Source organism: Hydrogenophaga sp. ANAO-22 (genome assembly GCF_042466645.1).
Taxonomy (GTDB): domain Bacteria; phylum Pseudomonadota; class Gammaproteobacteria; order Burkholderiales; family Burkholderiaceae_C; genus Hydrogenophaga.
The window spans coordinates 710,679-737,589 of record NZ_CP159956.1 but is presented as its reverse complement, the minus strand read 5'-3'; the positions used below and the strand labels follow the sequence as shown (position 1 = coordinate 737,589).

Here is a 26,911-nt window from a genome sequence, read left to right as displayed (position 1 = left end):
GATGGTTTTAGGGAAGAACGCGGTCACTGGCTTGCGTGACGGAACACCACACGGTTCTTCAGCACGCCGAGCTTCTGAATCTCCAGCTCGACGACGTCGCCGTGTTTCAGAAACCGGCCCAGTTCCAGTCCGCATCCGCTGCCGACCGTTCCCGAGCCGAAGAACTCGCCTGCGTACAGCGTCTCGTCGCGCGAGGCGTGGACCAGCACGTCCTCGAAACGGTGGTGCATCTCGCCGCTGTTGCCACGCGACCATTCCTCGCCGTTGACGCGAGCGACCATGGTCAGGTCGTAGGGGTTGCCGACCTCGTCGGCCGTGACCAGCCAGGGGCCGAGCACGTTGCCGGTGTCGAAGTCCTTGCCCTTGGTGGGCCCGAGCGTGCCGCCCATCTCGCGCATCTGCTGGTCGCGCGCGCTCACGTCGTTGAAGATCAGGTAGCCGAAGATGTGCGAGCGCGCGTCTTCCTTGCGGATGTTCTTGCCGCTCTTGCCCAGGATGGCGGCGAACTCGAGTTCGTAGTCCAGCATCTGGCAGTACGCGGGGTTGACGATGTCCGCGCCCGTGCCCACCACCGAGAAGCGGTTGCACTTGTAGTAGATCGGCTCCTCGTACCAGATGGGCGGAATCTCCACCTTGGCCGGGTCGCGCTCGCCGTCGGTGGCGCCGAACAGGTGGCGGTTCGCGCGCGCCTGGCGGAAGTGTTTCTCGAAGCACAGGAAGTCGCGCATCTGGCGCGGCTCGGGCAGTGGCGCGGCCAGCTTCACATCGGCCAGCGCGTGGGTGACGGCGGCTTTGTCCAGCAGTTGCCGGGCTTCCTTGAGCGCGGCCTCGCCGCCGTCGATCAGCGCGAGCATGTCGCGCATGGCGGGCGAGGTGGACGACGCGGTGAAGTCCACCAGGCGCTGCTCGCCCGCGAGCATGGCGCCGATGTGGCGTTGGCCGCCGGGCAGATCGAATGTGACCAGTTTCATGGGATGTGTCTCCTGTCGTTGGGGGAATCGCCCAGGTCCCGCAGAGCGGTCTTGAGCACCTTGCCGTAGCTGTTCTTGGGCAATTCGTCGAGCAGCAGGTACTGGCGCGGGCGCTTGAAGCGCGCGATGCTGGCGAGGCAGAGCGCATCGAGCTCGCCGGTGTCCAGCGTGTGGCCGGGGCGTGGCACCACGTAGGCCAGCACCTCCTCGCCCCACTCGCCATGCGGGCGGCCGACCACGGCCACCTCGCGGATGCCGGGATGGCGCAGCAGCACCTCCTCGACCTCGCGCGGGTAGATGTTGGAGCCGCCGCTGATGATCAGGTCCTTGGATCGGTCCTTGAGCGAGAGGAAGCCATCGGCATCGAGTTCGCCGATGTCGCCGGTGTGCAGCCAGCCGTCGCGCAAGGTCTGGGCCGTGGCTGCCGTGTTGCCCCAGTAGCCTGGCATCACCGGGTCGCCGCGCACCAGGATCTCCCCGGTCTCGCCGCAGGGCAGGGCGGTGCCATCCGGTTGCGCGATGCGGATCTCCACGCTGCTCTGCGCCACGCCCACCGAAGCCATGCGCTGCGCATGGCGCGGATGGCCGAGATTGGCCAGGTGTTCGCGCGACAGCGCGGTGATCGCCATCGGGCACTCACCCTGGCCGTAGATCTGCACGAAGCGCGGCCCCATCACGGCGATGGCCTGCTGGATGTCGGCCGCGTACATGGGCCCGCCGCCATAGACGATGGTCTTGATGCCGTCGCCGTCCAGGCCGCGCGCGAGCGCGCTGTCGACCAGGCGCTTGACCATGGTGGGCGCCGCGAACATCGACACATCGCGCAGCTCGCGGGCCAGCGCAAGGATCTCGTCGGGGTCGAAACCGCCGGACTCGGGGATCACATGGCGCGCGCCGGCCAGCACGTGCGGGATGTTGTAGAGGCCGGCACCGTGCGACATGGGCGCCGCGTACAGGCTCGCGTCGCCCGGCCGCACGGTGTCCACATCGGCGAAATAGCAGAGCGTCATCGAGAGGAGGTTGCGGTGCGTCTGCATCACCCCCTTGGGGCGCCCGGTCGTGCCCGAGGTGTAGAACAGCCAGGCGATGTCGTCGGGTGCGCGGTGCACCGGTGCCATCCCATCGCTGGCGAGCAGGGACAGGTACTCGGCACCGTTCACGTCGATGGCGGCGGCCGGGCCGGGCTGCAGGTCCGCGCCCAGATCGGCCGAGGTGAACACGACCCGAGCGCCGCTGTCGGCCAGGATGTACTCGACTTCGCGCGCATGCAGCTTGTGGTTGATCGGCACCACCACCAGCCCGGCGGACCAGGCGCCGTACAGCACCTCCAGGTACTGCGGGCAGTTGTGCAGCAGCAGGGCGACGCGCTCGCCGGGCCGCAGGCCCACGCGCTGCGACAGGCCGGTGCCGAGCGCCCCGGCCCGGCGGGCCAGTTCGCGGTAGTCGCAGCACACGCGCGCACCCAGCAGCACGGCATCCCGGTCGGGGAAGGTTCGGGCCGAACGCACGAGCAGCTGCGCGATGTTCATGAAACTTCGTCTCCTGTGACCATGCCCGGGTGCCGTGGCGCATGGCTTGTGATTCGAAAATTCTAGGAACGCGCCTCTGCGCCTGATAGTCGTAGGACTACCTCATGGGGTTACTACTGATTCGAGCGCGCGCCGCGCGCGCGTGGCCTGCCGGGCCGCCGCTCAGGGGCGCACGGAGGCGATGCCGGGCAAGGCCGGCGACGGCGCCGTGATGCGCTCGTCGAAGGGGTGCTGCTGCAGGGCGAAGATCTGCTGGATGCGCTTGATGTAGCCCTGCGTTTCGGGGAACGGCGGCACGCCGCGGTAGCGCTCCACCGTGCCTTCGCCCGCGTTGTAGGCGGCCAGCACCAGGGGCACGTTGCCCTTGAAGTAGGCCAGCAGCCACTGCAGGTAGGACAGGCCGCCGCGGATGTTCTGCTCGGCGTCGAAAGGCTTGTTCACGCGGAAGCGCGCGGCGGTCTCGGGAATGAGCTGCATCAGGCCCTGGGCATTCTTGTCCGACAGGGCGTGCACGTTGAAATTGGACTCGGCCTTGATCACCGCGAAGGCCAGGCCGGGCTCGATGCCGAACTGCGGCGCGAGCTTGTAGACGATCTTCATGATGCGCTGCTGCTCGGGCGTGTTGACCCAGTCGCGGTAGCGCGTGACCACCGCATCGGCCTCGGCGGTCAGCCGCTCCTGCTCGGCGCGCTGCTGTTCGGCCCGTTCGGCCTGCAGCACGCACTCGGGTTTGTCGGCCGGTGTGTCCAGTCGCTTGAACATCGCCTCGGCCTGGGCGTCGCCCAGCAGGGCCGCGCGCGCGAACCAGTGAGCGGCGTAGCCGTCGTGGCGCGGCGTGCCCCGGCCGTTGGCGTAGAGCCAGCCCAGGTTGTAGGCCGAGACCGCGTCCCCCGCGAGTGCGGCGCGGCAGTAGAGCGCGATCGCGGCGTTGGTGTCGCGCGCCACGCCTTCCCCGTGTTCGTACGCCAGCGCCTGCTCGCGCCAGGCCTGGCGCTGGTTCGCCTCGACCGCGTGCGCCCAACCCGTGGCGGCGAGCGCGCACACGAGCAAGAGGCGGGCGGGACGGCGGAGATTCATGGGTGGGTGAGCACGCGGCCAGGGTTCATGAGGTGGTGAGGGTCGAGCGCCTGCTTGATGGCGCGCATCAGGCCCAGGGCAACCGGGTCCTTGTAGTGGGGCAGGTGGGCGGCCTTGAGGCTGCCCACGCCGTGTTCGGCACTGATCGATCCATCGTAGCGCGCCACCGCATCGAAAACCAGGGTGTTCACGCGCGTTTCCTGCTCATTCAGGAACTTTTTGGCATCTCTGTCGGCCGGCGCCTGCACGTTGTAGTGCAGGTTGCCGTCGCCCAGATGGCCAAAATTCACCAGCCGCACGCCGGGGATCTCGCGCTGCAGCAAGGCGTCGGTCTCGGCGCAGAAGGCGGGAATGCGCGAGACCGGGATGCTGATGTCGTGTTTGATGTTCAGGCCCTCTTCGGCCTGGGCCAGTGGAATGCTCTCGCGGATGTGCCACAGGCCACGCGCCTGCGAGAGGCTCTCGGCCACCACCGCGTCGCTCACCAGGCCTTGCTCGAAGGCGGTTTCGAGCAGGCGCTCGAACTGCCCGCGCGCATGCTCTTCCGATTCGCTGTCGCTGTTCTCCAGCAGCACGCAGTAGGGGCTGTCCGCCCACAGCGGCACCCGCAGGGCGGGAAAGTGCTTGTCCACCAGGCCCAGGGCGAACTGGCCCATCACCTCGAAGCCGGTCAGGCCCGCGCCCAGGTGCTGGTGCGCCAGGCCCAGCAGCGCCACGGCGGCGTCCAGCGTGGGCACGGCGGCCCAGGCGGTGAGCTGCGCGGCGGGCAGCGGGTAGAGCTTGAGCGTGGCGGCCGTGATCACGCCCAGCGTGCCCTCGCTGCCGATGAAGAGGTCGCGCAGGTCGTAGCCGGTGTTGTCCTTGCGCAGGCCGGTGAGGCCGTGCCACACCTCGCCCTGCGCCGTCACCACCTCCAGGCCCAGGCAGAGTTCGCGCGCGTTGCCGTAGCGCACCACCTGTGTGCCGCCCGCGTTGGTGGCCAGGTTGCCGCCGATCGTGCAGCTGCCCTCGGCCGCCAGGCTCAGGGGAAACAGGAAGCCGGCGTTCTCGGCCGCGTCCTGCAGCGACTGCAGCACGCAGCCGGCTTCCACCGTCATCGTGAGGTTGGCGCCGTCGATCGCGCGCACGGCGTTCATGCGCGTGAGACTCAGCACCACCTGGGTGCCGGAATCGTCGGGCACCGAGCCCACCACCAGGCCGGTGTTGCCGCCCTGGGGCACGATGGCCGCCCCGGCCTGGGCGCAGGCGCGCACCACGGCGGCCACCTCGGCGGTGCTGCCCGGGCGCACCACGGCCAGCGCGCGGCCCTGCGCGCGCTTGCGCCAGTCGTTTTCCCAGGCGGAGAGGTCGGCGGCGGGGTCTTCGTGGGTCAGCACCTGGGCCGGCCCCACGGCCGCGCGCAGCGCTTGCAGGAGGGCGGCGCTCATGGTTTGGCCACGCGGGACTCGGCCGCGGCGGTGGAGCTGGCCACATCCGCGGCCACGGCTTCCTTGCCGGCGGCGCGCAGGCGCATGCGCACGTGCAGCGCGCAGGCCGCGAAGAGGGCGATGCACAGCAGCACCTGGAGCCAGGCCAGCCACATCGAGGTGCCCGACTCGCTGGTGGCGCGCACCGCGCCTTCGGTGAAATACAGCCACACCAGCAGGCTGACCCAGCGGTAGGTGTACATGCGGTTCTTCAGCAGACCGGCCAGCGGCACGGTCAGCGGCAGCACCTTGATGGCCCACCAGGAGCCGCCTTCGCGCAGCGGCGCGAGCCACAGTTCCCAGGCCAGGCCGAGCACGATCAGGCCCAGCAGGCTGCCCACGGCGAGCCAGCGGGTGCCGCGCACGGCGGAAGGGGTATCCAGGGCGCTGGAGGGCGAGGGGGATGAGGGCATGGGGGAGGGTGGGAAAGCGGGGGCGGGAGGGCAGGTGGCATGATACCGGGATGACCCTGAAAGAGCGCCTGCGGGCCCTTGAAACCCTGGCGCGCGCGCTGTGGCGCGACGCCCTGAATTTTCCGTGGCGCACCACGGCGCTGACGCTGCGCGAGCGCTTCCGGGAAGACCGGCTGGGCATCACCGCCAGTTCGCTGACCTTCACCACCACCATCTCGCTGGTGCCGCTGTTCACCGTCGCGCTGGCGATCTTCAGCGCCTTCCCGATGTTCGACCGCCTGCAGGTCACCCTGCAGCGCTGGCTGGTGCAGAGCCTGGTGCCGCCCGACATCGCCAAGCAGGTGTTCAGCTACCTCAACCAGTTCGCCAACAAGGCCGGGCAGATGGGCTGGGCCGGCGCGCTGGTGCTGCTGGTGACCGCGCTGGCCCTGATCCTGACCATCGACCGCAAGCTCAACGACATCTGGCGTGTGCGCCAGCCGCGTTCGCTGACCCAGCGCGTGCTGGTGTACTGGGCCGTGCTCACCCTGGGCCCGCTGCTGCTGGCGGGCAGCCTGGCGGCCACCTCCTACGCCGTCACGGCCTCGCGCGGCGTGGTCTCGGGCCTGCCTGGTGGCGTGCGTTTCCTGCTGGATGCCGTGCAGTTCGCGCTGCTCACCGGCGGCCTGGCCGCGCTCTACCGCTACGTGCCCAACACCCGGGTGCGCTGGAGCCATGCGCTTTCGGGCGCCCTGTTCGTGGGCGTGGGGCTGGAGCTGGCCAAGAAGGTGCTGGCCTGGTACCTGGCCCAGGTGCCCACCTACTCGGTGGTCTACGGCACCTTTGCCACCGTGCCCATCCTGCTGGTGTGGTTCTACGTCGCCTGGGTGATCGTGCTGCTGGGGGCGGTGGTCGCCGCCTACCTGCCCAGCCTGCTCTCGGGCATCGCGCGGCGCAGCGACACGCCGGGCTGGAGCTTCCAGCTCGCGCTGGAATTGCTGGAACAGCTGCACACGGCGCGCGACAGCGCGCCCAAGGGCCTGAGCCTGGAGGCCCTGGCCCAGGTGCTGCGGGTGGACGCGCTGCAGCTCGAAGAGCCGGTGGCCGTGATGGTCAAGCTGGACTGGCTGGGCCGGCTCGACGAGGACGGCGAGCGCTACGTGCTGCTGATCGACCCGGCCATGACGCCGGTGGCCCCGCTGGTGGAGCGGCTGCTGCTCGCGCACCAGCCGCACACCGCGCGCTTCTGGTCCGAGAGCCGCTGGATGGACCTCTCGGTGGCGCAGGCCGTCTCGACCACACCGGCCCTGGCCGGCGGTTCGAGCGAGGCCGTGGGGGAGGCTTCGGTCGCGTCGGGGTGACGCCCGCGCTCAATCGACGGCGAACGGCGCGCGCAGAAAGCCGCGAAAGCGTGCTCGGCCGCCGCGCGTGGGCTCCTCGATGAGACGGTAGCCCGGGAAGCGCCGCAGGAAGCGGCCGATGGCGATGCGCCCCTCCAGCCGCGCCAGGCTCAGGCCGGCGCACTGGTGGATGCCGAAGCCGAAGGCCAGGTGCTTGTTGCCTTCGCGCGCCAGGTTCAGCACCTCGGGGTCGGCGAACTGCGCCGGGTCGCGGTTGGCCGCGCCGATGCACAGCGTCACCAGCGTGCCGGCCGGCAGGTCCACGCCGCCGACCTGGGTGTCCTGGATCGCGCGCCGGTTGCCGAGCTGGTTGGACGACTCGAAGCGCAGGAATTCATCGACCGCGCGGCCGAGCACGGTTTCCTCGGCGGCGGCGTCGCCCGCCGTGGCCTGCAAATCGCGCAGCAGGCCGGTACGGGCCTCGGGAAACTCCTGCAGCGAGATCAGGCCGTTGCCGATCAGGTTGGTGGTGGTTTCGTGGCCCGCGTTGAGCAGGAAGATGCAGTTCTGCAGCAGCTCCACCTCGCTGAGCTGCTCGCCGCTGGCCTCGCCCTGGATCAGGCGGGTGAGCACATCGCGCTCCGGGTCGCCCGGGCGCTGGCGGCGCGCGGCCACCAGGCCGCGCAGGTAGGCGGTCATCTCGGTCACGGCCTGGTTGCCGCTGGCCTGCTGCTGGGGCGTGAGCGTGGGTTCCAGCGCGCCCAGGATGGCGAGCGACCAGGCGCGCAGCGGGCCCCGGTCTTCGTGCGGCACGTCCAGCAGGTTGCCGATGATCTCCACCGGGATGGCCGAGGCGAAGTCCTCGATCAGGTCACCCCCGCGGCGCGCGTCCAGCTCGTCGAGCAACTGGTCCACCAGCGCGATGAGGCCCGGCTCCATCTCGGCGATGGCGCGGCGCGTGAGCGCGCCCATGATGAGCCGGCGCACGCGCGTGTGCAGCGGCGGGTCGTTGAACACCAGGCTGGTGGTGTGGTGCTCGAACAGGGCCGAATCCGCGCCGTACTTGGGCGCGAACTCCACATGCTTGTCGGAGCTGAAGGCCTGCGCATCGCGGTACACCGCCATCAGGTCGGCGCAGCGGGTGAGGAACACCGATCCATCGGGCATGCGGCGCACCGGCTGGCTCTCGCGCAGCGCGGCATAGACCGGGTACGGGTTGGCCAGAAAGTCGGCGGGCAGGGCGCGCAGGTCGAAGTGGGCGGCGATCTCCTGCGCGCGCGCAGCGGTCATGGGCGGTGTGATCGGTGGCGTCATGGTTCGCGCATTGTGGCAGCGCGAAAGCATGGACGAAATGGGCTTGCAATCGCGAGGCGGCGGCGTAGCATGGGTCGCGCCCTTGTCCACCTGAGGAGTTGCCATGTTCCAGCGTCCCCTGCGCGGCGTGCTGATCGCTGCGATCCTGCTCTTCGTGCTGGTCGTTGCCCTGCTCGCGGCGCTGCCGCTGCGGCCGGCCTCGGCCCAGTCCAAAAACATCATGGAGGCGCCGGCCTGCCAGTGTTCGGCACCGACGTCCGTGGTGGCGGGCGGCACCCGCCTCGTGCACTGCGTCTGCGGCGGCATGTCCTGCGTGATGAGCGTGCCGCCCAGCAGCGGCAAGGACACCGGCCAGCTGCAGTGCGTCAAATAGCCGGCGCGTCCTTTCCCGCGGCCTCCTGCAGCAGCCAGTCGCGGAAGGTGGCCAGAGGCGGCAGGTGGTTCTTGCCCTCGGGGTAGGTGAGGTAGTAGCCGGCCTCGCCCACCATGTCCTTGGAAAAGGGGGCCGCCACGAGCCCTGCGTCGATGTCGTCCTGAACCACGCAACGGGGCACCAGGCCCAGGCCCATGCCTGCCATCACCGCGCGCACGATGGAGGTCACCTGATCGAGCTTGGGGCCTTGCATGAGCGCCGGGTGAGAGACGCCGTGCAGCTCACACCACCGCGGCCAGGCACCCGGTTCGGCGGGATGCTGAAGCAGGGCGTGCAGGGCGATGTCGCGCGGCCTGCGCAGGCGCGACGAGGCCGGCAGGCGCGGCGGGGCAATGACCACGTACTCATGGCCGGCGATGTAGTGGGAGCTTGCTCCAGGCCAGGTGCCGTTGCCATAGAGAAGCGCGCAGTCCAGATCGGGGTCGGGGGATGCGCCTCGGTTGAAGGGCACGAAATTCAGGAATACCTCAGGATGCTGTGCCAGGAACCGGGGCAGGCGGGGGATCAGCCATTTCGCCCCGAATGTCGGGGTGCTCATCACGTTCAGAACACCCCCGCGCCCTCGCAGCGTCATGACGCCCAGCGTCGCCTGCTCCAGTTGTCCGAGTGCCGCATCCACCCCCGGCAGGTAGCGATGCCCCGCAGGAGAAAGGTGAAGGCGCCCTCGGATCCGGTCGAACAGGGCCACCCCCAGCGAGGCCTCCAGCTCCAGGAGCTTCTTGCTCACGGCACCTTGCGTGAGGTGGAGTTCCCTCGCGGCGGCCGAGATGGATCCGTGGCGGGCGGTGGCGGAAAACGCTTGCAGCAAGTGAAGGGCTGGCAGCCTCATGGTATTTCCATAGGGAATGGGTGCATGCGGATTATTCGATTTACCGCCATGGGCCGCAAGAACAGAATTCTTCCAGCACAACGATGGAGACACGACCATGAAGACCCTTCACCGATGGACCCTGGCCATCGCGGCCCTGCTGGGGGCAACCGTCACCGCCATGGCCGATCCGGCCTATCCCAACCGGCCCGTCACCCTGGTGGTGGCGTATCCGGCCGGTGGTTCCACCGACACGGTGGCCCGGAAGTGGGGCGAAGAGCTTGCCAAACAGCTTGGGCAACCGGTGGTGGTCGAGAACATGGGGGGCGCGGGCGGCATGATCGGCGCGAAGCGGGTGGCGCAGGCCGCGCCCGATGGCTACACGCTCTTGCTGGGGGCGGTGAACGAGGTGGTGCTGAGCCCGTTGACCAACCGAAATCCGCCCTACAAGACCGCCAGCTTCAAGACCGTGGGCATCCTGGGCGCCTCTCCGGTCGTGCTGTTGACCGGCAAATCCAAACCGCACCGATCGCTGAAGGACATCGCCCAGGCCAGCGCACCCGGCAAGGCCAGCCTGACGTATGGCACGCCGGGTCGAGGCACCTTTCAGCACATCGTGATGCACTCCCTGGCGTCTCGGCTGAAGTCGGACTTGCTGCACGTTCCCTACAAGGGGGGCGCGCCCTTCATCGCGGACCTCATCGGTGGCCAGATCGACCTGATCCTGCTGCCCACGGTCACGGCGGTGCCGCAGTTGTCGAGCGGCCAGATGCAGGCGGTGGCGGTGTCTTCGTCTTCGAGGATGGACCTGGCTCCGACGGTCCCCACTTTTGCCGAGAGCATGCCCGAACTTCGTGATGTCGATTTCTCGATCTGGGTGGGCCTTTTTGCGCCGCAGGGCACGCCACAGGCGGTGGCCGAGCGCCTCAACCAGGCGCTGCGCGAGGCGCATCGCTCGGAGTCGATCCAGTCGTTCGTTCGCGCCAGCGGCATGGCGGTGCCCGCCGCGGGCCTGGATTTCGCCGGGGCGCAGCGCTTTCTCGATGCCGAGGAGCGCAAGTACCGGGCGATCGTGCCAGGCATGAAGCTGGAAGACTGAGGGAGCCCGTTGCCATGAGCTTCGTCCAGGCCCAGGGTTGCCGCATCTACCATGAGCGCCACGGTCAGGGACCGGCGCTGGTCTTCTGCCATGGCGCGGGGTCCAATGCCGCGACCTGGTGGCAGCAGATTCCTTTTTTCTCGAGCCATTTCACCTGCCTGACCCTGGACTGCCGCGGTTTCGGCCGGTCGCTGGCACGCCCCGACTCCCTGACGTGGGACGCGCTCACCAGGGATCTTCTGGCGGTGCTCGACGCCGAGCGCATCGATCGCGCGGCCCTGGTCTGCCAGTCGTTGAGCGGGGGCGTGGGGCTGCGCCTTGCGCTGGCGCACCCCGATCGCGTGTGGGCCCTGGTCTCGAGCGGTTCGCCGCTGGGCATCGATGCGCCCGAGGTGCTGGCGTGCGTCGAACGTTACCTGGGCACGTCGGACAGCCGGCAGGTCGAGCAACGCGCATTGGCGCCCGCATTCCGCGCGTCGGAGGCGGCCCTGGCCTTCCTGTACCAGCAGATCAACGCCTTCAACCCACTGGTGTCCGGCGACTTGACGGCCGAGCTCAAGCGCCGGCTGCAGGCCTTGAACCACCCGGATGCCCTGATCGGATGCGAGCGCCTCGCAGAAGTCGCCTGCCCCGTGCTCCTGGTCTCGGGGGAGCACGATCCCTTGGTGCCCCCGGAACTCGCCCGGTCGATCGCGGCGCTTTTCCCGAACGCGCGGGCCATCGAGATGAACGCCTGTGGGCATTCGCCGTACTTCGAACGCCCTGCGGAGTTCAATGCGCAGGTGGGCCGCTTTCTGCGGTCGTGCCTGGGTGGGGCGCCAGCCGACCCGGTGGCCGAAACGGGCGCCTGTTCTTAAACCCGGAGGAAATCGCGGATCGCGAACAGCGTGGCGTCGGGTGTTTCGGTCATCTGGTGGTGGCCCACCGGCAGCGTGGCGATGCTCACTGCCTTGCCGGCCGTGCGCGCGGCCTGCACCAGCACCTGGGCGGCCTTCGGGTTGGTCATCTGGTCCAGCCCGCCGAGCACGAACAGCACCGGGCAGCTGACTTGGGCGATGGCAGCTTCACCGCCGGCGTAGCGGTCGCAGGCCACGAAGCCGCGGTGGAACACGTTGACCTTGGCGTTGCTGCGCAGCACGCGCCGGCCCAGCGCCATGCTGGAGCCGTAGACCCAGGTGCCCGGGCCGAGCGCCGAGGGCGGCGCGGCCAGGGTGCTGCGGCTGAACACGTTCACCATGGTGAGCGCCTTCTCCGGCTCGTTGAGCGAGGCTTCGATCAGCGCGGGCGAGACCTTCATGGGGTAGGCCGTGCCCACCAGCACCAGGTGGCTCACGCGCTCCTTCAGGCGCGCGGCCGATTCGAGCGCGATCAGCGAGCCCCAGCTGTGGCCCACCAGCGCGGCCTTCTGCACGCCGGCGGCGTCGAGCAGGGCGGCCACGAAGCCAGCCGCGTCTTCCACCGAGGCGGGCGCTTCGCCCTCGCTCTTGCAGTGGCCGGGCAGGTCCACCGCGAGCACGTTCCAGCCGTGGTGGGCTAGGTAGCGGCTCTGCAGGATCCACACGCTGTGGTCGTTGATCACGCCATGGAGGAACACCACGGTGGGCTTGGCGGCATCAAAAGGCTTGCCGCCGGTGTAGCAGTAGGTGCTGGCGCCGTTGACTTGAAGGTACATGCTCAGGCCCCCGCTTTCTCGGCCGCCTTGAGCGCGCGCTTCAGGTCGTCGATCAGGTCGTCCGGGTCTTCCAGGCCGATGGACAGGCGGATCGTGCCCGGGCCGATGCCGCCGGCGGCCAGCGCCTCGTCGCTCATGCGGAAGTGCGTGGTGCTCGCCGGGTGGATCACCAGCGAGCGGCAGTCGCCCACGTTGGCCAGGTGGCTGAAGATCTTGAGCGCTTCGATGAATGCCTTGCCCTGCGCGCGGCTGCCCTTGATGTCGAAGCTGAACACCGAGCCCGCACCCTTGGCGCCGAAGCGCAGCAGCTTCTCGGCCAGCGCGTGGCTGGGGTGGCTCTCCAGCAGCGGGTGGCCCACGCGGCCCACCAGCGGGTGGCTGGCGAGGAATTGCACCACCTTCTCGGTGTTGCCCATGTGGCGGTCCATGCGCAGCGACAGCGTCTCGATGCCCTGCAGGATCAGCCAGGCGCTGTGCGGGCTCATGCAGGCGCCGAAGTCGCGCAGGCCCTCGCGGCGCGCGCGCAGCAGGAAGGCGCCCACGGTGCTCTCCTCGCTGAACACCATGTTGTGAAAGCCTTCGTAGGCCTCGGTGAGCTCGGGGAATTTGCCCGACTTCTCCCAGTCGAAACTGCCCGCGTCGACCACCACGCCTCCGATCACCGTGCCGTGGCCGCTGAGGAACTTGGTGGCCGAGTGGTAGACGATGTCGGCGCCCAGCTCGAAAGGTTTGACGAGGTAAGGCGTTGTAAGGGTCGAGTCCACCAGCAAGGGCGCGCCGGCCTCGTGCGCGATCTGCGAGACGGTGGGGATGTCCAGCACGTCCAGGCCCGGGTTGCCCACGGTCTCGCCGAAGAAGAGCTTGGTGTTGGGCCGCACGGCGGCGCGCCAGCCGTCGATGTCGCCCGGTTTCACGAAGGTGGTCTCGATGCCGAAGCGGCGCATTGTGTAGTGCAGCAGGTTCTGGCTGCCGCCGTACAGGGCGGTGCTGGCCACGATGTGCGAGCCCGCGCCCATCAGCGTGGCCACGGCCAGGTGCAACGCGGCCTGGCCGCTGGCGGTGGCGATGGCGCCGATGCCACCCTCCAGCGCGGCCATGCGCTGCTCGAAGACGGCGTTGGTCGGGTTGCTGATGCGGCTGTACACGTGGCCCGCGCGCTCCAGGTTGAACAGCGCGGCGGCGTGGTCGCTGGACTCGAAGACGAACGAGGTCGTGAGGTGGATGGGCACGGCGCGCGCGCCGGTGGTGGGGTCGGGGGCGGCGCCCGCGTGCAGCGCGAGCGTGTCGAAGCCGGGGTCAGCGTAGCCGGACATAAGGTCTCCAGTGGTTGCCTGTCGTTGCGGCGGCCGAGGCGCGCGCAGTGGTTTTGATTTGTATTGTGGGCTATATTGTCAGCACCCCAGCCCCATGGGGGACACACCAGAATTGAGGAGCACAGCCATGAAAGTCAGCGATATCCTGCGCGTCAAGGGAGGCACGCTGTACACCGTCCAGCCTCAGGAGACGCTGGAACGCGCGATCGAAACCATGTCGCAGTTCGATATCGGTTCGCTGGCCGTGATCGAGCACGGCGACCTGGTCGGCATGTTGACCTTCCGCGAAGTCATCCACACCTTGGCCAAGAACGGCGGCTCGCTGGGCGGGCGCACCGTGCGCACCGTGATGGACGACCACCCCATGACCTGCACGCCCCAGACCGAACTGGAGCAGGTGCGGCCCATGATGCTGGAGCGCCACACGCGCTACATGCCGGTGATGGACAACAAGATGCTCATGGGCGTGATCAGCTTCTACGACGTGGCCAAGGCCGTGGTCGACAGCCAGAACTTCGAGAACAAGATGCTCAAGGCCTACATCCGCGACTGGCCCGAGGAAGAGTCGAGCAAGAACGAGCCGAATTTCCCCTGAAGCGCCGAGCGCGCTTCAAATGAAAACGCCCCGCATGCCGGGGCGTTTTTCATGGTGCGAACGAACGTTCAGTCCGAGCTGGCGTGGATCATGTCGCGCACGCGGGGATAGATCTGCTGGTTCCAGCGCCGCCCGCTGAACACGCCGTAATGGCCCACGCCGGTCTGCACGTGGTGCGTCTTCATGTAGGGGCGCACGCTGCGGCACAGGTCCTGCGCGGCCACCGTCTGGCCCACCGAGCAGATGTCGTCGCGTTCGCCTTCCACCGTCATCAGCGCGGTGCGGCGGATGGCCGCCGGGTTCACGGTGCGGCCGTTCCAGGTCAGCACGCCGCGCGGCAGGTCGTAGGTCTGGAACACCTTCTCCACCGTCTCCAGGTAGAACTCGGCCGGCAGGTCGTTGACCGCGAGGTACTCCTCGTAGAACGCCTGGATCACGCCGGCCTCTTCGGTGCGGCCGGCCGCCAGGTGGTCGTAGATGTGGCGGAAGGACTGCTTGTGGCGGTCCGGGTTCATGCTCATGAAGGCGGTGAGCTGCACGAAGCCGGGGTAGACACGGCGCATCATGCCGGCGTGCGGGAACGGCACGTGGCTGATCAGGTTTTTCTCGAACCACTCGATGGGCTTGCTGGTGGCGAGCTTGTTCACCTCGGTGGGGTTGACGCGGCAATCCACCGGGCCGGCCATCAGCGTGAGGCTGCGCGGCTGGGCGGGGTTGTCGTCCTCGGCCATGATGGCCGTGGCGGCGAGCGCGGCCACGCAGGGCTGGCACACCGCCACCATGTGGCTGCCCGGGCCCACGGCCTCGGTGAAGCGGATCATGTAGCTGATGTAGTCGTCCAGCGAGAAGGCGCCGTGGCGCAGGGAGACGTCGCGCGCGTTGTGCCAGTCGGTGATGTAGACGTCGTGGTCCTGCAGCAGGGTGCGCGCGGTCTCGCGCAGCAGGGTGGCGAAGTGGCCGGAGAGCGGGGCCACGAGCAGCACCTTGGGCTGGGGCTCGGCGCCTTCCTTGCGAAAGCGCAGCAGGGTGCCGAAGGGCAGGGTGAGCACGGTTTCCTCGGCGACGGGGAATTCGCGTTCACCCACCGTCACGCTGTGGATCTGGTACGGCGGGCGCGTGTGGGTCAGGCGCAGGCGCGAGATCACGTCGCAGGCGGCGGCCAGCTTGCGCATGACGCTGCCCTCGGTTTCGCGCAGCCAGAGCGCGGCGCTCAGGTGCTGCGCGGTCAGGCGCAGGGGCGAGATCAGGTCGGACTGGAGTTGGTAGGCCTGATACAGCATGGTTTCTTTCCTGGGACAACGTGTCGCATCGCAGGCAAGTTGCGGGCCAGCGGGGTGTTGCACCGGCGCGGTGCGTGGTGGGTGCACAGCGATGGCACAGGCCTTGCTCGGTGGATGCCCTCTGAAGGAGCATGTCCATGGCCAAAGCGGTACTCACGATCAGCAGCAAGAACTACGGTGCCTGGGCCTTGCGGGGCTGGTTGATGGCGCGCATGGCGAAGCTGGAGTTCACGGAGAACGTGATTTCGCCGGACGATCCGGCGATGAAGGCCGAGATGTTGTTGCTGTCGGCCTCGATGCGGGTGCCGGCGCTGGAGCACGACGGCATTCATGTGTGGGACACGCTGGCGATTGGCGAGTACCTGAACGAGGTGAAGCCGAAGGCGGGTCTGTTGCCGGCGGACCGGGCGGCGCGGGCGCATTGCCGGGCGATCTGTGGCGAGATGCATTCGGGGTTTTCGGCGATGCGCTCGTCGCTGCCGATGAACATCAAGGCCTCGTTTCCGAATTTCAAGCTGTGGTCGCGCGCGCAGACGGACATCGATCGCATCGAGGCGATCTGGAACGAGTGTCTGGAGACGTATGGCGGGCCTTATCTGTTCGGCGACAAGCCCTGCATGGCGGATGCGATGTTCGCGCCGGTGGTGACGCGTTTCATCACCTACGAGGTGGCGATCAGCCCTGCGTGTGTGGCGTATTGCGACACCATCATGGACTTGCCGGCCATGAAGGAATGGGTGGCGGCTGCGGAGGCCGAACCCGACGACATCGACGAGTTGGACGCCGAGTTTTAAGTTCCTTTCCCGGACCTCGCGGGCTCGGACACCCGGGCGCTCTGCTCCGCGGGTGTCCCCCGAACCGGCTTCGCCGGTTCTCCTCCTTTACCCCGCTGCGCAGAACGCCCGGGTGGTCGATCCGAAGACGCGGTGGCGCACTGCCGTCGGTGTGCCTTCACGGTGGCAAGGCCCCAGGGGTGGGTGATGGGCGGAGCGAAGTAAAGGAGGAGGCGGCACCAGCCGCCGGGGGACATTCGCGGAGCCCATCACCCGCCCCTGGGGCCCCGCAGACCAAGGAGGCGAGGAAAAACTCAAACCCAGGGCGCAGGCTTGGGAATCTCACAAACCGGTTCCACATCGATCGACTTGAAGTCCGCAGGAGACACGATCTCCAGGTACTCCATATCGGGCGAATAGTCGAACAGGAAATGGCGGATCCCAGGCCGCTGGTGCACACAATCGCCGGCCTCCACCAGCGTCTCCTGGTCCTCGTACATGAACCGCGCCCAACCCTTGAGCATGATCACGATCTGGAAATCCGCCTCGTGCCGGTGCCAGCCCGTGCCTTCCTCCGGCGGCAGATTCGCCTTCACCAGATGCGCAATCACCTTGCCATGCGTCGCCTGGGCGATCCCCAGGTCGCGGTACAGGAAAAAATCGCGCAGGCCACCACTCACATAGTCGCCTTCGCCGCCCTTCACGTGGGAAAACAAAGTGGAGGTTCGATCAAGCATGGGACGCTCCTTTCTGGGGATGGACAGCAACCAGCTGCTGCGCCGCAGCACAAAGCACAAAATGTTCCCGTCCCCCAGGCCCGATCGCATGCACCAGACTGGCCCACCGACGCACCAGCGTGCCTCAGGGATAATCACCCACCTATGAGCGGCAACACCTTCGGCACCCTGTTTTGCGTCACCAACTTCGGTGAATCCCACGGCCCGGCCATTGGCTGCGTGATCGACGGCTGCCCGCCGGGCATGGCACTCAGCGAGGCCGACATCCAGGCCGAGCTCGACCGCCGCCGCCCCGGCACCAGCAAATTCGTCACCCAGCGCAACGAACCCGACACCGTCGAAATCCTCAGCGGCGTGTACGAAGGCACGACCACCGGCACCCCCATCGCCCTGCTGATCCGCAACACCGACCAGCGCAGCAAGGACTACGGCAACATCCTGCAGACCTTCCGCCCCGGCCACGCCGACTACACCTACTGGCAGAAATACGGCATCCGCGACCCGCGCGGCGGCGGCCGCAGCTCGGCGCGCCTCACCGCGCCCACCGTGGCCGCCGGCGCGGTCGCCAAAAAGTGGCTCAAGGAACGCTACGGCACCACCTTCCGCGGCCACATGACGCAGGTCGGCGAGCTGGCCATCCCCTTCGAGAGCTGGGACCACGTGCCCCACAACCCCTTCTTCGCCCCGGTGGCCGATGTGTCGGCCATCGAGGCCTACATGAACGAGCTGCGCAAGAGCGGCGACTCCTGCGGCGCGCGCCTGCGCGTCACCGCGCAGGGCATGCCGGTCGGCCTGGGCCAGCCGCTGTACGACCGGCTCGATGCCGACATCGCCTACGCCATGCTCGGCCTCAACGCCGTCAAGGGCGTGGAGATCGGCGCCGGCTTCGCCAGCGTGGCGCACCGCGGCAGCACGCACGGAGACAGCCTCACGCCCGAGGGCTTCAAGGGCAACAACGCCGGCGGCGTGCTCGGCGGCATCAGCACCGGGCAGGACCTCGAAGTGCAGATCGCGATCAAGCCCACCAGCTCCATCCTGATTCCGCGCGAGACCATCGACACGGCCGGCCAGCCCACCGAAATCATCACCAAGGGCCGCCACGACCCCTGCGTGGGCATCCGCGCCACCCCCATCGCCGAGGCCTTGCTGGCCCTGGTGGTGATGGACCACGCGCTGCTGCACCGCGCGCAATGCGGCGACGTGCAATTGCCCACGCCCGACATCGCCGCCCAGGCGCGCGGCTGACCCCACGGCCGCCTGGCCTGCCGTGGTCGAGCGCCGTCAACTCTTCCCTTTCGCGGCTTTGTCCGCGAGCTACTTCGCGCACATCGGGTTCTTCAATCCGTACCTGCCGCTCTGGCTGAAGGAGCTGGGCTTCGGCCTGATCGCCATCAGCGTGCTGACCTCGGTGCAGTCGGCCACGCGCCTGTTCGCGCCCTACCTGTGGGGTTCGCTGAGCGACCGCACCGGCGAGCGCGTGCGCCTGCTGCGCTTTGGCGCCACCACCGCGCTGCTGCTCTCGCTGGGCCTGTGGTTCGACGGCGGGGGCGTGGTGCTGTTCGTGGTGCTGCTGCTCATGTTCAGCCACACCAGCGGCATGATGCCCATGAGCGAGGCCGCGCTCGCCCACCTGGTGAGCCAGAGCGGCGCCTTCGACGCGAAGCGCTACGGCCGCGTGCGCCTGTGGGGCTCGCTGGGCTTCCTGGTCACGGTGGTGGCCGCGGGCCTGTGGTTCGAGCGCTTCGGCCTGGTTCACTTTCCGGCCTGGACGCTGGGCACGCTCGCCGCCGTGGCCGTCAGCGCCTGGCTGCTGCCCGACTTCCGCGAACCTGCCCACGCCACGCAGGCGCCCCAGCCCGGCGTGTGGCCGGTGCTGCGCCAGCCGCCGGTGCGCTGGTTCTTCGCGGCGGTGTTCTTCCACGTGCTCGCGCACATCTTCATCTACGTCTTCTTCTCGCTCTACCTGGATTCGCTGGGCTACAGCAAGACCGTGATCGGCCTGATGTGGGCGCTGTCGGTGGTGATCGAGATCGGCTGGTTCTTCACCCAGGGCCGCTGGCTGCCGCTGCTCTCGCTCTCGGGCTGGCTGGTGCTGGCCGCCGCGCTCATGTCGCTGCGCATGGGCCTGACCGCCGGCTTCGCGCTGGTGTGGCCGGTGCTGCTGCTGGCGCAGGCCCTGCACGCCATCACCTTCGCCGCGCACCACACGGTGTGCATCGCCATGCTGTCCCACCATTTCCCCGGCCGCCTGCGCGGGCGCGGCCAGGCGCTCTACACCGTGGTGGGCTATGGCCTGCCCGGCGTGGTGGGGGGCATCAGCGGCGGCCTGCTCAGCTCGGCTTTCGGGCTGGCCAGCGTGTTCTGGCTGTCGGCCCTGCTGGCGCTGGTGGCCACGGGCTGCGCGCTGCGGGCCCGGGCGCTGAACGCGGCGGTGTCGCCGGGGTGAACCAGAAACCCTCGCATGGATCGTTTATCGAACGAAAGCGTGCGAATATCGAACATGCAGTGCGCGCAAACCCTGGTCATGCCGGAGGTTGACACCTAAAGTGCGGGGTGGCCCTGGCCGCTGGCCTGTTCCGTTTTCTTGATCCCCGGAGTTGTCGACATGAGTGATTTCCTGCTCAACCCACAGGAAGGCCGCGAGCCCCTGCAAGCCTCTTTCAGCGACGCGGCCAACCCGCTGGGCCTGGACGGCATCGAGTTCATCGAATACGCCACCAGCAAGCCGCAGGCGCTGGGCCAGGTGCTGGAGATGATGGGTTTCCGCCCGGTGGCGCGGCACCGTTCGCGCGAGGTGCTGCTGTACCGCCAGGGCGGGCTCAACGTGGTGGTCAACGCCAACCCGGTGGACGCCAAGGGCGCCGGCCACGGCAGCGATGTGCCCTCCATCTCGGCCATGGCGCTGCGCGTGCGCGACGCGCGCGCGGCCTACCACTACGTGCTGGAGCGCGGCGCCTGGTCGGTGCCCACGCACGCCGAGGTGATGGAGCTCAACATCCCGGCCATCCACGGCGCGGGCGGCAGCCGCATCTACTTCGTGGACCGCTACAAGGACTTCTCGATCTACGACGTGGACTTCGTGCCCATTCCCTCGGTGGAGCAGCACCCGCCGGCCACCGCCGGCATCCATTTCTTCGGCGTCGTGCAGTACATCGGCCCCGAGCGCAGCAACGACTGGATCGCGTTCTACGAAGAGCTCTTCGGCACCGAGCTGATCCCCGACGAACAGCGCTTCGGCATCATGCCCAAGGGCACGTTGCTGCGCACCCCGGCGCTCGACCCGTCGCAGCGCTTCATGCTGCAGCTCATCGAGCCCGAGCTGCACGTGGTGGACGCCGACGAGCGCCTGCAGCGAATCGGCCTGGGCGTGCCCGACGTGCTCGAAGCCGTGAAGGCGCTGCGCGCGCTCGGCGTGGAGTTCGTCGAGACCCAGGCCGCGCACACCGAGCAGCGCGGCGCCATCAGCAAGACCTACCTGGGCTCGGTCGTGTTCGAGCTGGTGCACAGTGAGAAGGAGTGAGGCCATGAGCCCGAACCGCGCTTCCATCGAGGCCATCAGCGGCTTCGGCATGGACACCATCACGCTGGCCGGTCCGCTCGAAGCCAAGCTGGCGGCCATGCAGGCCGCCGGCTTCTCGCAGGTGATGCTCAAGGCCAACGACCTGGTCGGCCACCCCGGCGGCCTGGGCGCGGCCGTGCAGGCCGTGAAGGACAGCGGCCTGCGCGGCACCGGCTTCCAGGTGCTGCGCGACTTCGAAGGCCTCTCGGGCCACCTGCACCACTACAAGGTGGACATCGCCAAGGGCATGCTCGAGATGTGCGCCGCGCTGGGCTGCAAGGTGCTGCTGGCCTGCTCGTCCACCTCGGCGCACGCCTCGCAGGACCTGGACCACATCGCGCGCGACCTGCGCAAGCTCGCCATGCTGGCCATTCCCTTTGGCATCCGCATCGCCTACGAAGGCCTGTCCTGGGGCCGCACGGTCAACGAGTTCACCACCGCGTGGGACGTGGTCTGCCGCGCCGACTGCCCCAACCTCGGCCTGGGCATCGACTCGTTCCACATCTTCGCGGCCAAGACCTCGCTGGAAGAGATCGACTACCTCGACCCGGCCAAGATCTTCCTGGTGCAGCTGGCCGACTTCATGTGGCAGGAGACCAAGACCTTCGAGGAGCGCATGGCCACCGCGCGCACCTTCCGCGTGTTCCCCGGCGAGGGCGTGCACAGCGAGCAGCTGGCCGAACTCGTGCTCAAGCTCGACAAGCTGGGCTACGAGGGCGACTACAGCTTCGAGGTGTTCAACGACGACTACCAGCAGATGCCGCTGCCGGTGGTGGCCGAGCGCGCGCGCCGCTCGGCGCTGTGGCTGGCCGAGGACGTGATGCGCCGCTCGATGCCGCTGCCCAACCAGATGCGCCTGAAGACCCTGCAGGCGTGATCAGCCGCGCCGCAGGCGCACGCCGAGCCAGCCGCACAGCGCGATGAGCGCGATGCCGACCACGGTCCAGACATCGGGCGCGTAGCCGAACACCACCCAGCCCGCCAGCGTGGCGAAGGCGATCTGCGCGTACAGGTAGGGCGTGAGGCGCGAGGCCGGCGCGTGGTGGTAGGCCTGGATGAGCAGGTAGTGGCCCACCGAGCCGAACACCCCGAGCAGGCCGGCAAGCGCCCACAGCGTCCAGTCGGCCATCGGCGCCCAGCCCCAGGGCAGCAGCAGCGAGCAGCAGGCCAGGCCGAGCAGGCCGGTGTAGAAGTGCATGGTGCCCGGGTCTTCGGTGCGCACCATGCGGCTGGTGAGGATCTGGTAGGCCGCGTTCACGAGCACCAGCAGCAGGGGCAGCAGCATGGCGCCGTGAAAATCGCTGCCCTTGGGGCGGATCACGACCATCGCGCCGGCCAGGCCCCCGATCACCAGCGCCCAGGTGAGCGCGGACACCGGTTCGCGCAGCATCAGCGCGGCCAGCAGCGTGACCGCCAGCGGCACCAGCATCATGATGGCGGTGAACTCGCCCACCGGCACGTGGCGCAGGGCCAGGTAGGCCACCACGCTGGAGCCCAGCATCAGCACCCCACGGCCGAACTGCCAGCCCGGCGCGCGGGTGTGCAGCAGCGTGCGCCCGCGCTGCGGCCAGAGCAGGGCGGTGGTCATCAGCGTCTGGGTGAGGTAGCGCAGCCAGACCGCCATCACCACCGGCACGGCGGGGCCTACGTACTGGGAGGTGGTGTCCAGCAGCGCGAAGCACAGCGTGGCGCAGACCAGCAGCGCGATGCCCAGCGCGGTGCGTTTCGGGGAGTGGGTGTCGGGGTTCGTCACGCCGGCTCAGTAGCTCAGCCGGGCCACGGAGCGCAACACTTCGGCCGTGGTGGTGGGCAGGCCGAAGAATTCCAGGTAGGCCGGGATCTGCTCGAACAGCATGTCCGAGCCCACCTGCACCGGGCAGCCGCGCGCCCGCGCGGCCGAGAGGAAGGCCGTCATCTCGGTGCGCATCACCACCTCGCCCACGAAGGTGCGCGCCTCCAGGCGCGACACGTCCATCGGCAGCGGGTCACCCTCGTTCATGCCCATGGGCGTGGCGTTGACCACCAGGTCCATGCCCGCCGGGTCGTTGCTGCCGGTGCTCACCTCGATGCCCGGGTAACTGGCCTTCAGGCGCAGGCCCAGGGCGCTGGCCGAGGTGGCGTTCACGTCGTGCAGCGCGATCGCGCCGATGCCCGCGCCGGCCAGCGAGGCCGCGATGGCGCTGCCCACGCCGCCGCTGCCCACCACCAGCACGCGCGCGCCCTGCAGGTTCAGGCCCTTGCGCTGCACGCCGCGCACGAAGCCCGCGCCGTCGAACATGTCGCCCACCAGGCGGCCGTCCTCGGTGCGTTTGACGGCGTTGCACGCACCGGCCACCTTCACCGTGGGCGTGACCTCGTCCATCAGCCCCACCGTGACCACCTTGTGCGGCATGGTGATGAGCGCGCCCCGGATGTTGGTGAGCGTGAAGACCGACTTGAGGAAGGCCGGGTAGTCGGGCGTCTGGCAGCCCATGGGCACCACCACCGCGTTCACCCCCACGTGCTCGAAGTAGGGGTTGTAGATCATCGGCGACTTGAAGGTGTGCGTCGGGTAGCCGATGTGGGCGATCAGCCCGGTGGTGCCGTTGATCATGGTCGTCGCGGGGTGTCCGTCAGGCCTTCTTGGCGCGCGCGTGGTTCACGGCGGAGCGCAGGCCCATCAGGTAGCTTTCCACGCCGAAGCCGGCGATCTGGCCTTGCGCGATCTCGGCCAGCACCGAGTGGTGGCGGAACGTCTCGCGCGCGTGGATGTTGGACATGTGCACTTCGATGATCGGGCAGGGCAGGATGGCCAGCGCGTCGCGGATGCCGTAGCTGTAGTGCGTCCACGCACCGGCGTTGATCATCACCGCGTCCACCTGGTCGAAGTAGGCCTGGTGGATGCGTTCGCACATCGCGCCCTCGAAGTTGGTCTGGAAGGCCTCCACCTCCACGCCCAGTTCCTTGCCCAGCTCGCTCACCTGCTCGTTGATCTGGTCGAGCGTGATGGTGCCGTACTGCTTGGGGTCGCGCTTGCCGAACATGTTGAGGTTGATGCCGTGCAGCATGAGAACTTTCATCGTCGCTCCAGAAGATGGGATGGTTGAAAAAGAAAAGGGGTCAGGCCAGTTCGACGACGCGGCCCGTGGTGGCCGCTTCGCCGATGGCTTCGGTGACGCGCAGATTGTCCAGGCCGTCGCGCGCGCTCACCAGTGGAGAAATTTCGCCGCGCACCACGGCACCGAAATGGTCCATCTGGTGCTGCAGCGGATCGTCGCGCACCAGGCCCACTGTACCCACCTCGAAAGGCTTCCACCACGAGCGGTCTTCGGCGCGCGGGTAGGTTTTGAGCCGCATGGTGGGCACCGAGAGGCTGCCGTCGGTGCCCGCGATCACGTAGCAGTCCTCGTCGGCGTAGCTCGGGTAGGCCTTGTTCTCCTGCGAGGTCTGCTCCCAGCTGCGCGGGCAGGCGGCGGTGTCCGAGAGCATGAAGCTGCCGAGCGCGCCGTTGGTGAAGCGCAGGTTGATGGCCACTGTGTCCTCCACCGCGAAGCCGCGCGTGGCGTGCGACTTGAACGCCTGCACCGCGCCGATGTCGCCGCAGAGCATGCGCAGGTTGTGCACCTCGTGGATCATGTTGAGCAGGATCGGCCCGCCGCCGGGCTCGCGGCGCCAGGGGCTGTCGGCGAAATAGCCCGCGGGTTTGTAGAAGAGGGCGCTGCCCATCACGCTCACCAGCCGGCCCAGCTGGCCCGAGGCCACCACCTGGCGCGCCTTGGCCATGATGGGGCTGTGGGCCCGGTGGTGGCCGATCAGCACGGCCGCGCCGCTGTTCTCCACCGCGTCCACCAGCCGCCGGCCTTCGGCGACCGTGGTGGCGATGGGTTTTTCCACCAGCACCGGCACACCTTCGGCCAGGCATTGCAGGGCCTGGGGCACGTGCAGCGCGTTGGGCGTGGCCAGCACCAGGCCATCGGGCCGGTGCTCGCTGGCCAGCAAGGCCTCGATGGACGGGTAGAGCGGCACGCCCGCCTGCCGCGCCACGGCCTGCGCGGCCGGCGAAGGATCGACCACCGCGCTCAGGGTGCAGCCCGCGCTGGCCTGCGCCACGCCCATGTGGGCCTGGCCGATGTAGCCGGCGCCGGCCACGGCGATGCGGGTCTTGCTCATGACGGAGCGGCGTGCGTTGCGTTTATTTGCCGCGCACCTTGGCCAGCTCGGCCTGCAGACTCTGAACGGTGTCCTGGCCCACGGTCACGGCGAACTTGGCGATCACCGGGCGCAGCTTGTCGCGCAGCTTGTCGGTCTCGGCGGCCGACAGCTCGGTCACCTGCATGCCGCTCTTCTTCATGTTGTCCAGCGCCACCGCCACTTGGCCGCGCGCCTGCTCGCGCTGGTATTTGGCCGATTCCTGCGCCGCGTCGGCCACGATCTTCTTCTGCGCCGCGTCCAGGTTGTCCCAGAACTTCTTGCTGATGATCACCGACTGCGGGTTGTACTGGTGGTTGCTCAGCACCACGTGCTTCTGCACCTCGTAGAACTTGTTGGCGTTGATCACCGTGAGCGGGTTCTCCTGGCCGTCGATCGCCTTCTGCTCCAGCGCGGCGTACACCTCGGGGAAGGGCAGGGGCGTGGGGTTGGCGCCCAGGGCCTTGACCCAGTCCACGTTGATCGGGTTGGGGATCACGCGCAGCTTCAGGCCTTCCAGGTCTTCCAGCTTGGTGATGGGTCGTTTGCTGTTGGTGATGTTGCGAAAACCCAGCTCGTAGTACGCCAGGCCGATCAGGCCTTTTTCCTGCAGCTTGTCGTGCAGCTTCTTGCCGAAGGGGCCGTCGACCACGGCGTCGGCTTCCTTCGAGTTGGCGAACATGAAGGGGAAGTCGTAGATCGCGAATTCCTTGACCTGGCTGGCGAAAATGCCCGAGTTCATCGAGGCCATCTCCAGCGTGCCGCCCTGGATGGCCGACACATTGGCCTGGTCGCTGCCCAGCGTGCCGCCGGGGAAGAGGTTGACCTTCATCTTGCCGCCGGACTTGGCCGCCACCAGCTCGGCGAATTTCTCCATGCCCATCACGATCGGGTGGCCCTTGGGGTTCTGGGTCGCGAACTTGATGGTCTTGTCCTGCGCATGCACGGCGCCGAAGGCGGTCATCGCGAGGGCGGCGACCAGGGTCTTGAGCATCAGGCGTTTCATGGTGTCTCCAAAGAAATGAGGGCAGTGCGCTGGCATCCGGGGAACCTCGGCCCGCGGCGCACCGCGCACAGGCCGGGTGTGGAAAGGGAAGCTCAGTTGCCGATCAGCCAGCGCGCCGGCACCATGACCAGCGAGGGGAACAGCACCAGCAGGAACATCACCGCGAACTGCACCAGCATGAAAGGCATCACGCCGCGCGTCACGTCGTCCATGCGCATGCGGCCCACGCCGGCCACGGTGTTGAGCACGGTGCCCACCGGCGGCGTCACCAGGCCGATGGAGTTGTTGATGATGAACAGCACGCCGAAGTACACCGGGTCGATGCCGGCGGCCTTCACGATGGGCATCAGCACCGGCGTGAGGATCAGGATGGTGGGCGTCATGTCCATCGCCGTGCCCACGGCGATCACCAGCAGCATGATGGCGAACATCAGCAGCGTGGGGTTGTCCAGCAGCGGCTGCAGCAGCGTGACGATCTGGTCCGGCAGTTGCGCCACCGTGATCAGCCAGGCCGAAACCATGGCCGCGGCCACCAGGAACATGATCACCGCCGTCGTCTTGGCCGCGTTCAGGAACACCTCGTAGAGCTGCTTGAGCGTGAGTTCGCGGTAGATCACGCCGGCCACGAAGAGGGCGTACACGGCGGCCACCACGGCCGCTTCGGTCGGCGTGAACACGCCCATGCGCAGGCCCACCAGGATGATCAGCGGCAGCATCAGCGCCCAGCCCGCGCTGCGCATGGCGCCGAGCACCTCACCGGCCGACTTGCGCGGTGGCGGCTCCAGCTTTTCGCGCCGCGTGCTCCACCACCAGGTGGCCCACAGGCCGGCGGCCAGCAGGATGCCGGGGAAGATGCCGGCCAGGAACAGCTTGGAGATCGACACGTTGGCCGCCACGCCGAAGATCACGAAACCGATCGAGGGCGGGATGATGGGGCCGATCACGCCGCAGGCCGCGATCAGGCCGCCGCTGCGCGCCTTGTCGTGGCCGGCCTTCACCATCATCGGCAGCAGCAGGGCCGTCAACGCGGCCGCGTCGGCCACGGCCGAGCCCGAGAGCGCCGACAGCAGGCAGGCCGCGACGATGGTCACGTAACCCAGGCCGCCGCGCACATGGCCCACCAGCGCCATCGCGAAGTTCACGATGCGCTTGGACAGGCCGCCGGTGTTCATGATCTCGCCGGCCAGCATGAAGAAAGGCACGGCCAGCAGGGGGAAGCTGTTGGAACCCTCGATCAGGTTCTGCGCGAGGATCTGCGCATCGAACATGCCCAGGTGCCACATCAGGGCCACGCCGCTGAGCAGCAGCGCGAAGGAAATGGGAATGCCGATGGCCATGGCGGCCAGCAGAGCACCGAGGAAGATGGCGATGGTCATGGCG

The 26,911-nt window shown here is 68.3% G+C and carries 27 protein-coding genes; 10 read left to right on the top strand and 17 right to left on the bottom strand.

Annotated features, from left to right (window positions below):
* Positions 1–23: 23 nt before the first annotated feature.
* From ABSY19_RS03360 to ABSY19_RS03340, 5 genes are all read right to left on the bottom strand, one after another.
* Entirely contained in the window at positions 24–971 is a 948-nt protein-coding gene (locus ABSY19_RS03360; protein WP_382159053.1) for a fumarylacetoacetate hydrolase family protein, read from the bottom strand.
* On the bottom strand, positions 968–2,500 hold the full coding sequence (locus tag ABSY19_RS03355) for a class I adenylate-forming enzyme family protein (RefSeq protein ID WP_382159051.1): 1,533 nt from the start codon (positions 2,498–2,500) through the stop codon (positions 968–970). The genes ABSY19_RS03360 and ABSY19_RS03355 overlap by 4 nt, the downstream gene beginning before the upstream one ends.
* A gap of 162 nt (positions 2,501–2,662) precedes the next feature.
* Positions 2,663–3,577 carry a lytic transglycosylase domain-containing protein gene (locus ABSY19_RS03350; protein WP_382159049.1) on the bottom strand — a complete coding sequence of 305 codons (915 nt, stop codon included), beginning with the start codon at positions 3,575–3,577 and terminating at the stop codon, positions 2,663–2,665.
* A complete protein-coding gene (locus tag ABSY19_RS03345; protein ID WP_382159047.1) occupies positions 3,574–5,004 on the bottom strand; it encodes an FAD-binding oxidoreductase in 1,431 nt (476 codons plus the stop codon). Before ABSY19_RS03345 ends, ABSY19_RS03350 begins: the two co-directional genes overlap by 4 nt.
* Positions 5,001–5,456 (bottom strand): DUF2069 domain-containing protein, encoded by a 456-nt coding sequence (locus ABSY19_RS03340; RefSeq protein ID WP_382159045.1) that lies wholly within the window; start codon positions 5,454–5,456, stop codon positions 5,001–5,003. Before ABSY19_RS03340 ends, ABSY19_RS03345 begins: the two co-directional genes overlap by 4 nt.
* 50 nt (positions 5,457–5,506) lie before the next feature.
* Here ABSY19_RS03340 and ABSY19_RS03335 point away from each other — a divergent pair, with 50 nt between their 5' ends.
* Positions 5,507–6,796, top strand: a complete 1,290-nt coding sequence (locus ABSY19_RS03335; protein ID WP_382159043.1) for a YihY family inner membrane protein — start codon at positions 5,507–5,509, stop codon at positions 6,794–6,796.
* A 9-nt stretch (positions 6,797–6,805) separates the two neighbouring features.
* Here the strand turns inward: ABSY19_RS03335 and ABSY19_RS03330 are convergent, their stop codons facing one another.
* Positions 6,806–8,089 (bottom strand): cytochrome P450, encoded by a 1,284-nt coding sequence (locus ABSY19_RS03330; RefSeq protein ID WP_382159041.1) that lies wholly within the window; start codon positions 8,087–8,089, stop codon positions 6,806–6,808.
* A gap of 103 nt (positions 8,090–8,192) precedes the next feature.
* Here ABSY19_RS03330 and ABSY19_RS03325 point away from each other — a divergent pair, with 103 nt between their 5' ends.
* The gene (locus tag ABSY19_RS03325; protein ID WP_291114781.1) at positions 8,193–8,462 is read left to right on the top strand and encodes a hypothetical protein; all 270 of its coding nucleotides are present in this window, start codon (positions 8,193–8,195) and stop codon (positions 8,460–8,462) included.
* Here ABSY19_RS03325 and ABSY19_RS03320 read toward each other — a convergent pair.
* A complete protein-coding gene (locus ABSY19_RS03320; RefSeq protein ID WP_382159039.1) occupies positions 8,455–9,351 on the bottom strand; it encodes a LysR substrate-binding domain-containing protein in 897 nt (298 codons plus the stop codon). The genes ABSY19_RS03325 and ABSY19_RS03320 overlap by 8 nt on opposite strands.
* A gap of 97 nt (positions 9,352–9,448) precedes the next feature.
* Here ABSY19_RS03320 and ABSY19_RS03315 point away from each other — a divergent pair, with 97 nt between their 5' ends.
* On the top strand, positions 9,449–10,429 hold the full coding sequence (locus tag ABSY19_RS03315) for a Bug family tripartite tricarboxylate transporter substrate binding protein (protein ID WP_382159037.1): 981 nt from the start codon (positions 9,449–9,451) through the stop codon (positions 10,427–10,429).
* Positions 10,430–10,443: 14 nt separating this feature from the next.
* Entirely contained in the window at positions 10,444–11,286 is an 843-nt protein-coding gene (locus ABSY19_RS03310; RefSeq protein WP_382159035.1) for an alpha/beta fold hydrolase, read from the top strand.
* On the opposite strand, the gene ABSY19_RS03305 is transcribed toward ABSY19_RS03310, so the two are convergent.
* Together ABSY19_RS03305 and ABSY19_RS03300 are read right to left on the bottom strand one after the other, a co-directional pair.
* Positions 11,283–12,101 (bottom strand): alpha/beta fold hydrolase, encoded by an 819-nt coding sequence (locus ABSY19_RS03305; RefSeq protein WP_382159033.1) that lies wholly within the window; start codon positions 12,099–12,101, stop codon positions 11,283–11,285. The two genes, ABSY19_RS03310 and ABSY19_RS03305, sit on opposite strands and share 4 nt — an antisense overlap.
* Positions 12,102–12,103: 2 nt before the next feature.
* The gene (locus ABSY19_RS03300) at positions 12,104–13,414 is read right to left on the bottom strand and encodes an O-acetylhomoserine aminocarboxypropyltransferase (protein ID WP_382159031.1); all 1,311 of its coding nucleotides are present in this window, start codon (positions 13,412–13,414) and stop codon (positions 12,104–12,106) included.
* A gap of 127 nt (positions 13,415–13,541) precedes the next feature.
* On the opposite strand from ABSY19_RS03300, the gene ABSY19_RS03295 reads away from it, so the two are divergent.
* Entirely contained in the window at positions 13,542–14,009 is a 468-nt protein-coding gene (locus ABSY19_RS03295) for a CBS domain-containing protein (protein WP_291114768.1), read from the top strand.
* A gap of 68 nt (positions 14,010–14,077) precedes the next feature.
* Here ABSY19_RS03295 and ABSY19_RS03290 read toward each other — a convergent pair whose 3' ends face one another.
* Positions 14,078–15,289, bottom strand: a complete 1,212-nt coding sequence (locus tag ABSY19_RS03290) for a polyhydroxyalkanoate depolymerase (RefSeq protein WP_382159029.1) — start codon at positions 15,287–15,289, stop codon at positions 14,078–14,080.
* Positions 15,290–15,426: 137 nt separating this feature from the next.
* On the opposite strand from ABSY19_RS03290, the gene ABSY19_RS03285 reads away from it, so the two are divergent.
* A complete protein-coding gene (locus ABSY19_RS03285) occupies positions 15,427–16,083 on the top strand; it encodes a glutathione S-transferase (RefSeq protein ID WP_382163666.1) in 657 nt (218 codons plus the stop codon).
* Positions 16,084–16,376: 293 nt separating this feature from the next.
* Here the strand turns inward: ABSY19_RS03285 and ABSY19_RS03280 are convergent, their stop codons facing one another.
* The gene (locus ABSY19_RS03280; RefSeq protein WP_382159027.1) at positions 16,377–16,799 is read right to left on the bottom strand and encodes a cupin domain-containing protein; all 423 of its coding nucleotides are present in this window, start codon (positions 16,797–16,799) and stop codon (positions 16,377–16,379) included.
* A gap of 144 nt (positions 16,800–16,943) precedes the next feature.
* Between ABSY19_RS03280 and aroC the strand changes: the two genes are divergently transcribed.
* The 4 genes from aroC (at position 16,944) to ABSY19_RS03260 (ending at position 21,235) form a co-directional block, all read left to right on the top strand.
* The gene (aroC, locus tag ABSY19_RS03275; protein ID WP_382159025.1) at positions 16,944–18,044 is read left to right on the top strand and encodes a chorismate synthase; all 1,101 of its coding nucleotides are present in this window, start codon (positions 16,944–16,946) and stop codon (positions 18,042–18,044) included.
* Between the two features lie 22 nt (positions 18,045–18,066).
* Complete coding sequence (locus ABSY19_RS03270) at positions 18,067–19,245, top strand: MFS transporter (protein WP_382159023.1); 1,179 nt, start codon at positions 18,067–18,069, stop codon at positions 19,243–19,245.
* Between the two features lie 159 nt (positions 19,246–19,404).
* A complete protein-coding gene (locus ABSY19_RS03265) occupies positions 19,405–20,319 on the top strand; it encodes a 4-hydroxyphenylpyruvate dioxygenase (protein WP_382159021.1) in 915 nt (304 codons plus the stop codon).
* 4 nt (positions 20,320–20,323) lie between these two features.
* Positions 20,324–21,235, top strand: coding sequence for a sugar phosphate isomerase/epimerase family protein (locus ABSY19_RS03260; protein WP_382159020.1), 912 nt, complete (start codon positions 20,324–20,326; stop codon positions 21,233–21,235).
* Here the strand turns inward: ABSY19_RS03260 and ABSY19_RS03255 are convergent, their stop codons facing one another.
* From ABSY19_RS03255 to ABSY19_RS03230, 6 genes are all read right to left on the bottom strand, one after another.
* Entirely contained in the window at positions 21,236–22,111 is an 876-nt protein-coding gene (locus ABSY19_RS03255; protein WP_382159019.1) for a DMT family transporter, read from the bottom strand. It abuts the gene before it with no gap.
* Positions 22,112–22,117: 6 nt separating this feature from the next.
* Positions 22,118–22,951 (bottom strand): shikimate dehydrogenase family protein, encoded by an 834-nt coding sequence (locus tag ABSY19_RS03250; RefSeq protein ID WP_382159018.1) that lies wholly within the window; start codon positions 22,949–22,951, stop codon positions 22,118–22,120.
* Positions 22,952–22,970: 19 nt separating this feature from the next.
* Positions 22,971–23,417, bottom strand: a complete 447-nt coding sequence (gene aroQ, locus ABSY19_RS03245) for a type II 3-dehydroquinate dehydratase (protein ID WP_382159016.1) — start codon at positions 23,415–23,417, stop codon at positions 22,971–22,973.
* A gap of 40 nt (positions 23,418–23,457) precedes the next feature.
* Positions 23,458–24,507, bottom strand: coding sequence for a Gfo/Idh/MocA family protein (locus tag ABSY19_RS03240; RefSeq protein ID WP_382159014.1), 1,050 nt, complete (start codon positions 24,505–24,507; stop codon positions 23,458–23,460).
* Positions 24,508–24,529: 22 nt separating this feature from the next.
* Entirely contained in the window at positions 24,530–25,531 is a 1,002-nt protein-coding gene (locus ABSY19_RS03235) for a TRAP transporter substrate-binding protein (RefSeq protein ID WP_382159012.1), read from the bottom strand.
* Positions 25,532–25,623: 92 nt separating this feature from the next.
* Entirely contained in the window at positions 25,624–26,907 is a 1,284-nt protein-coding gene (locus tag ABSY19_RS03230; protein ID WP_382159011.1) for a TRAP transporter large permease, read from the bottom strand.
* Positions 26,908–26,911: the final 4 nt, after the last annotated feature.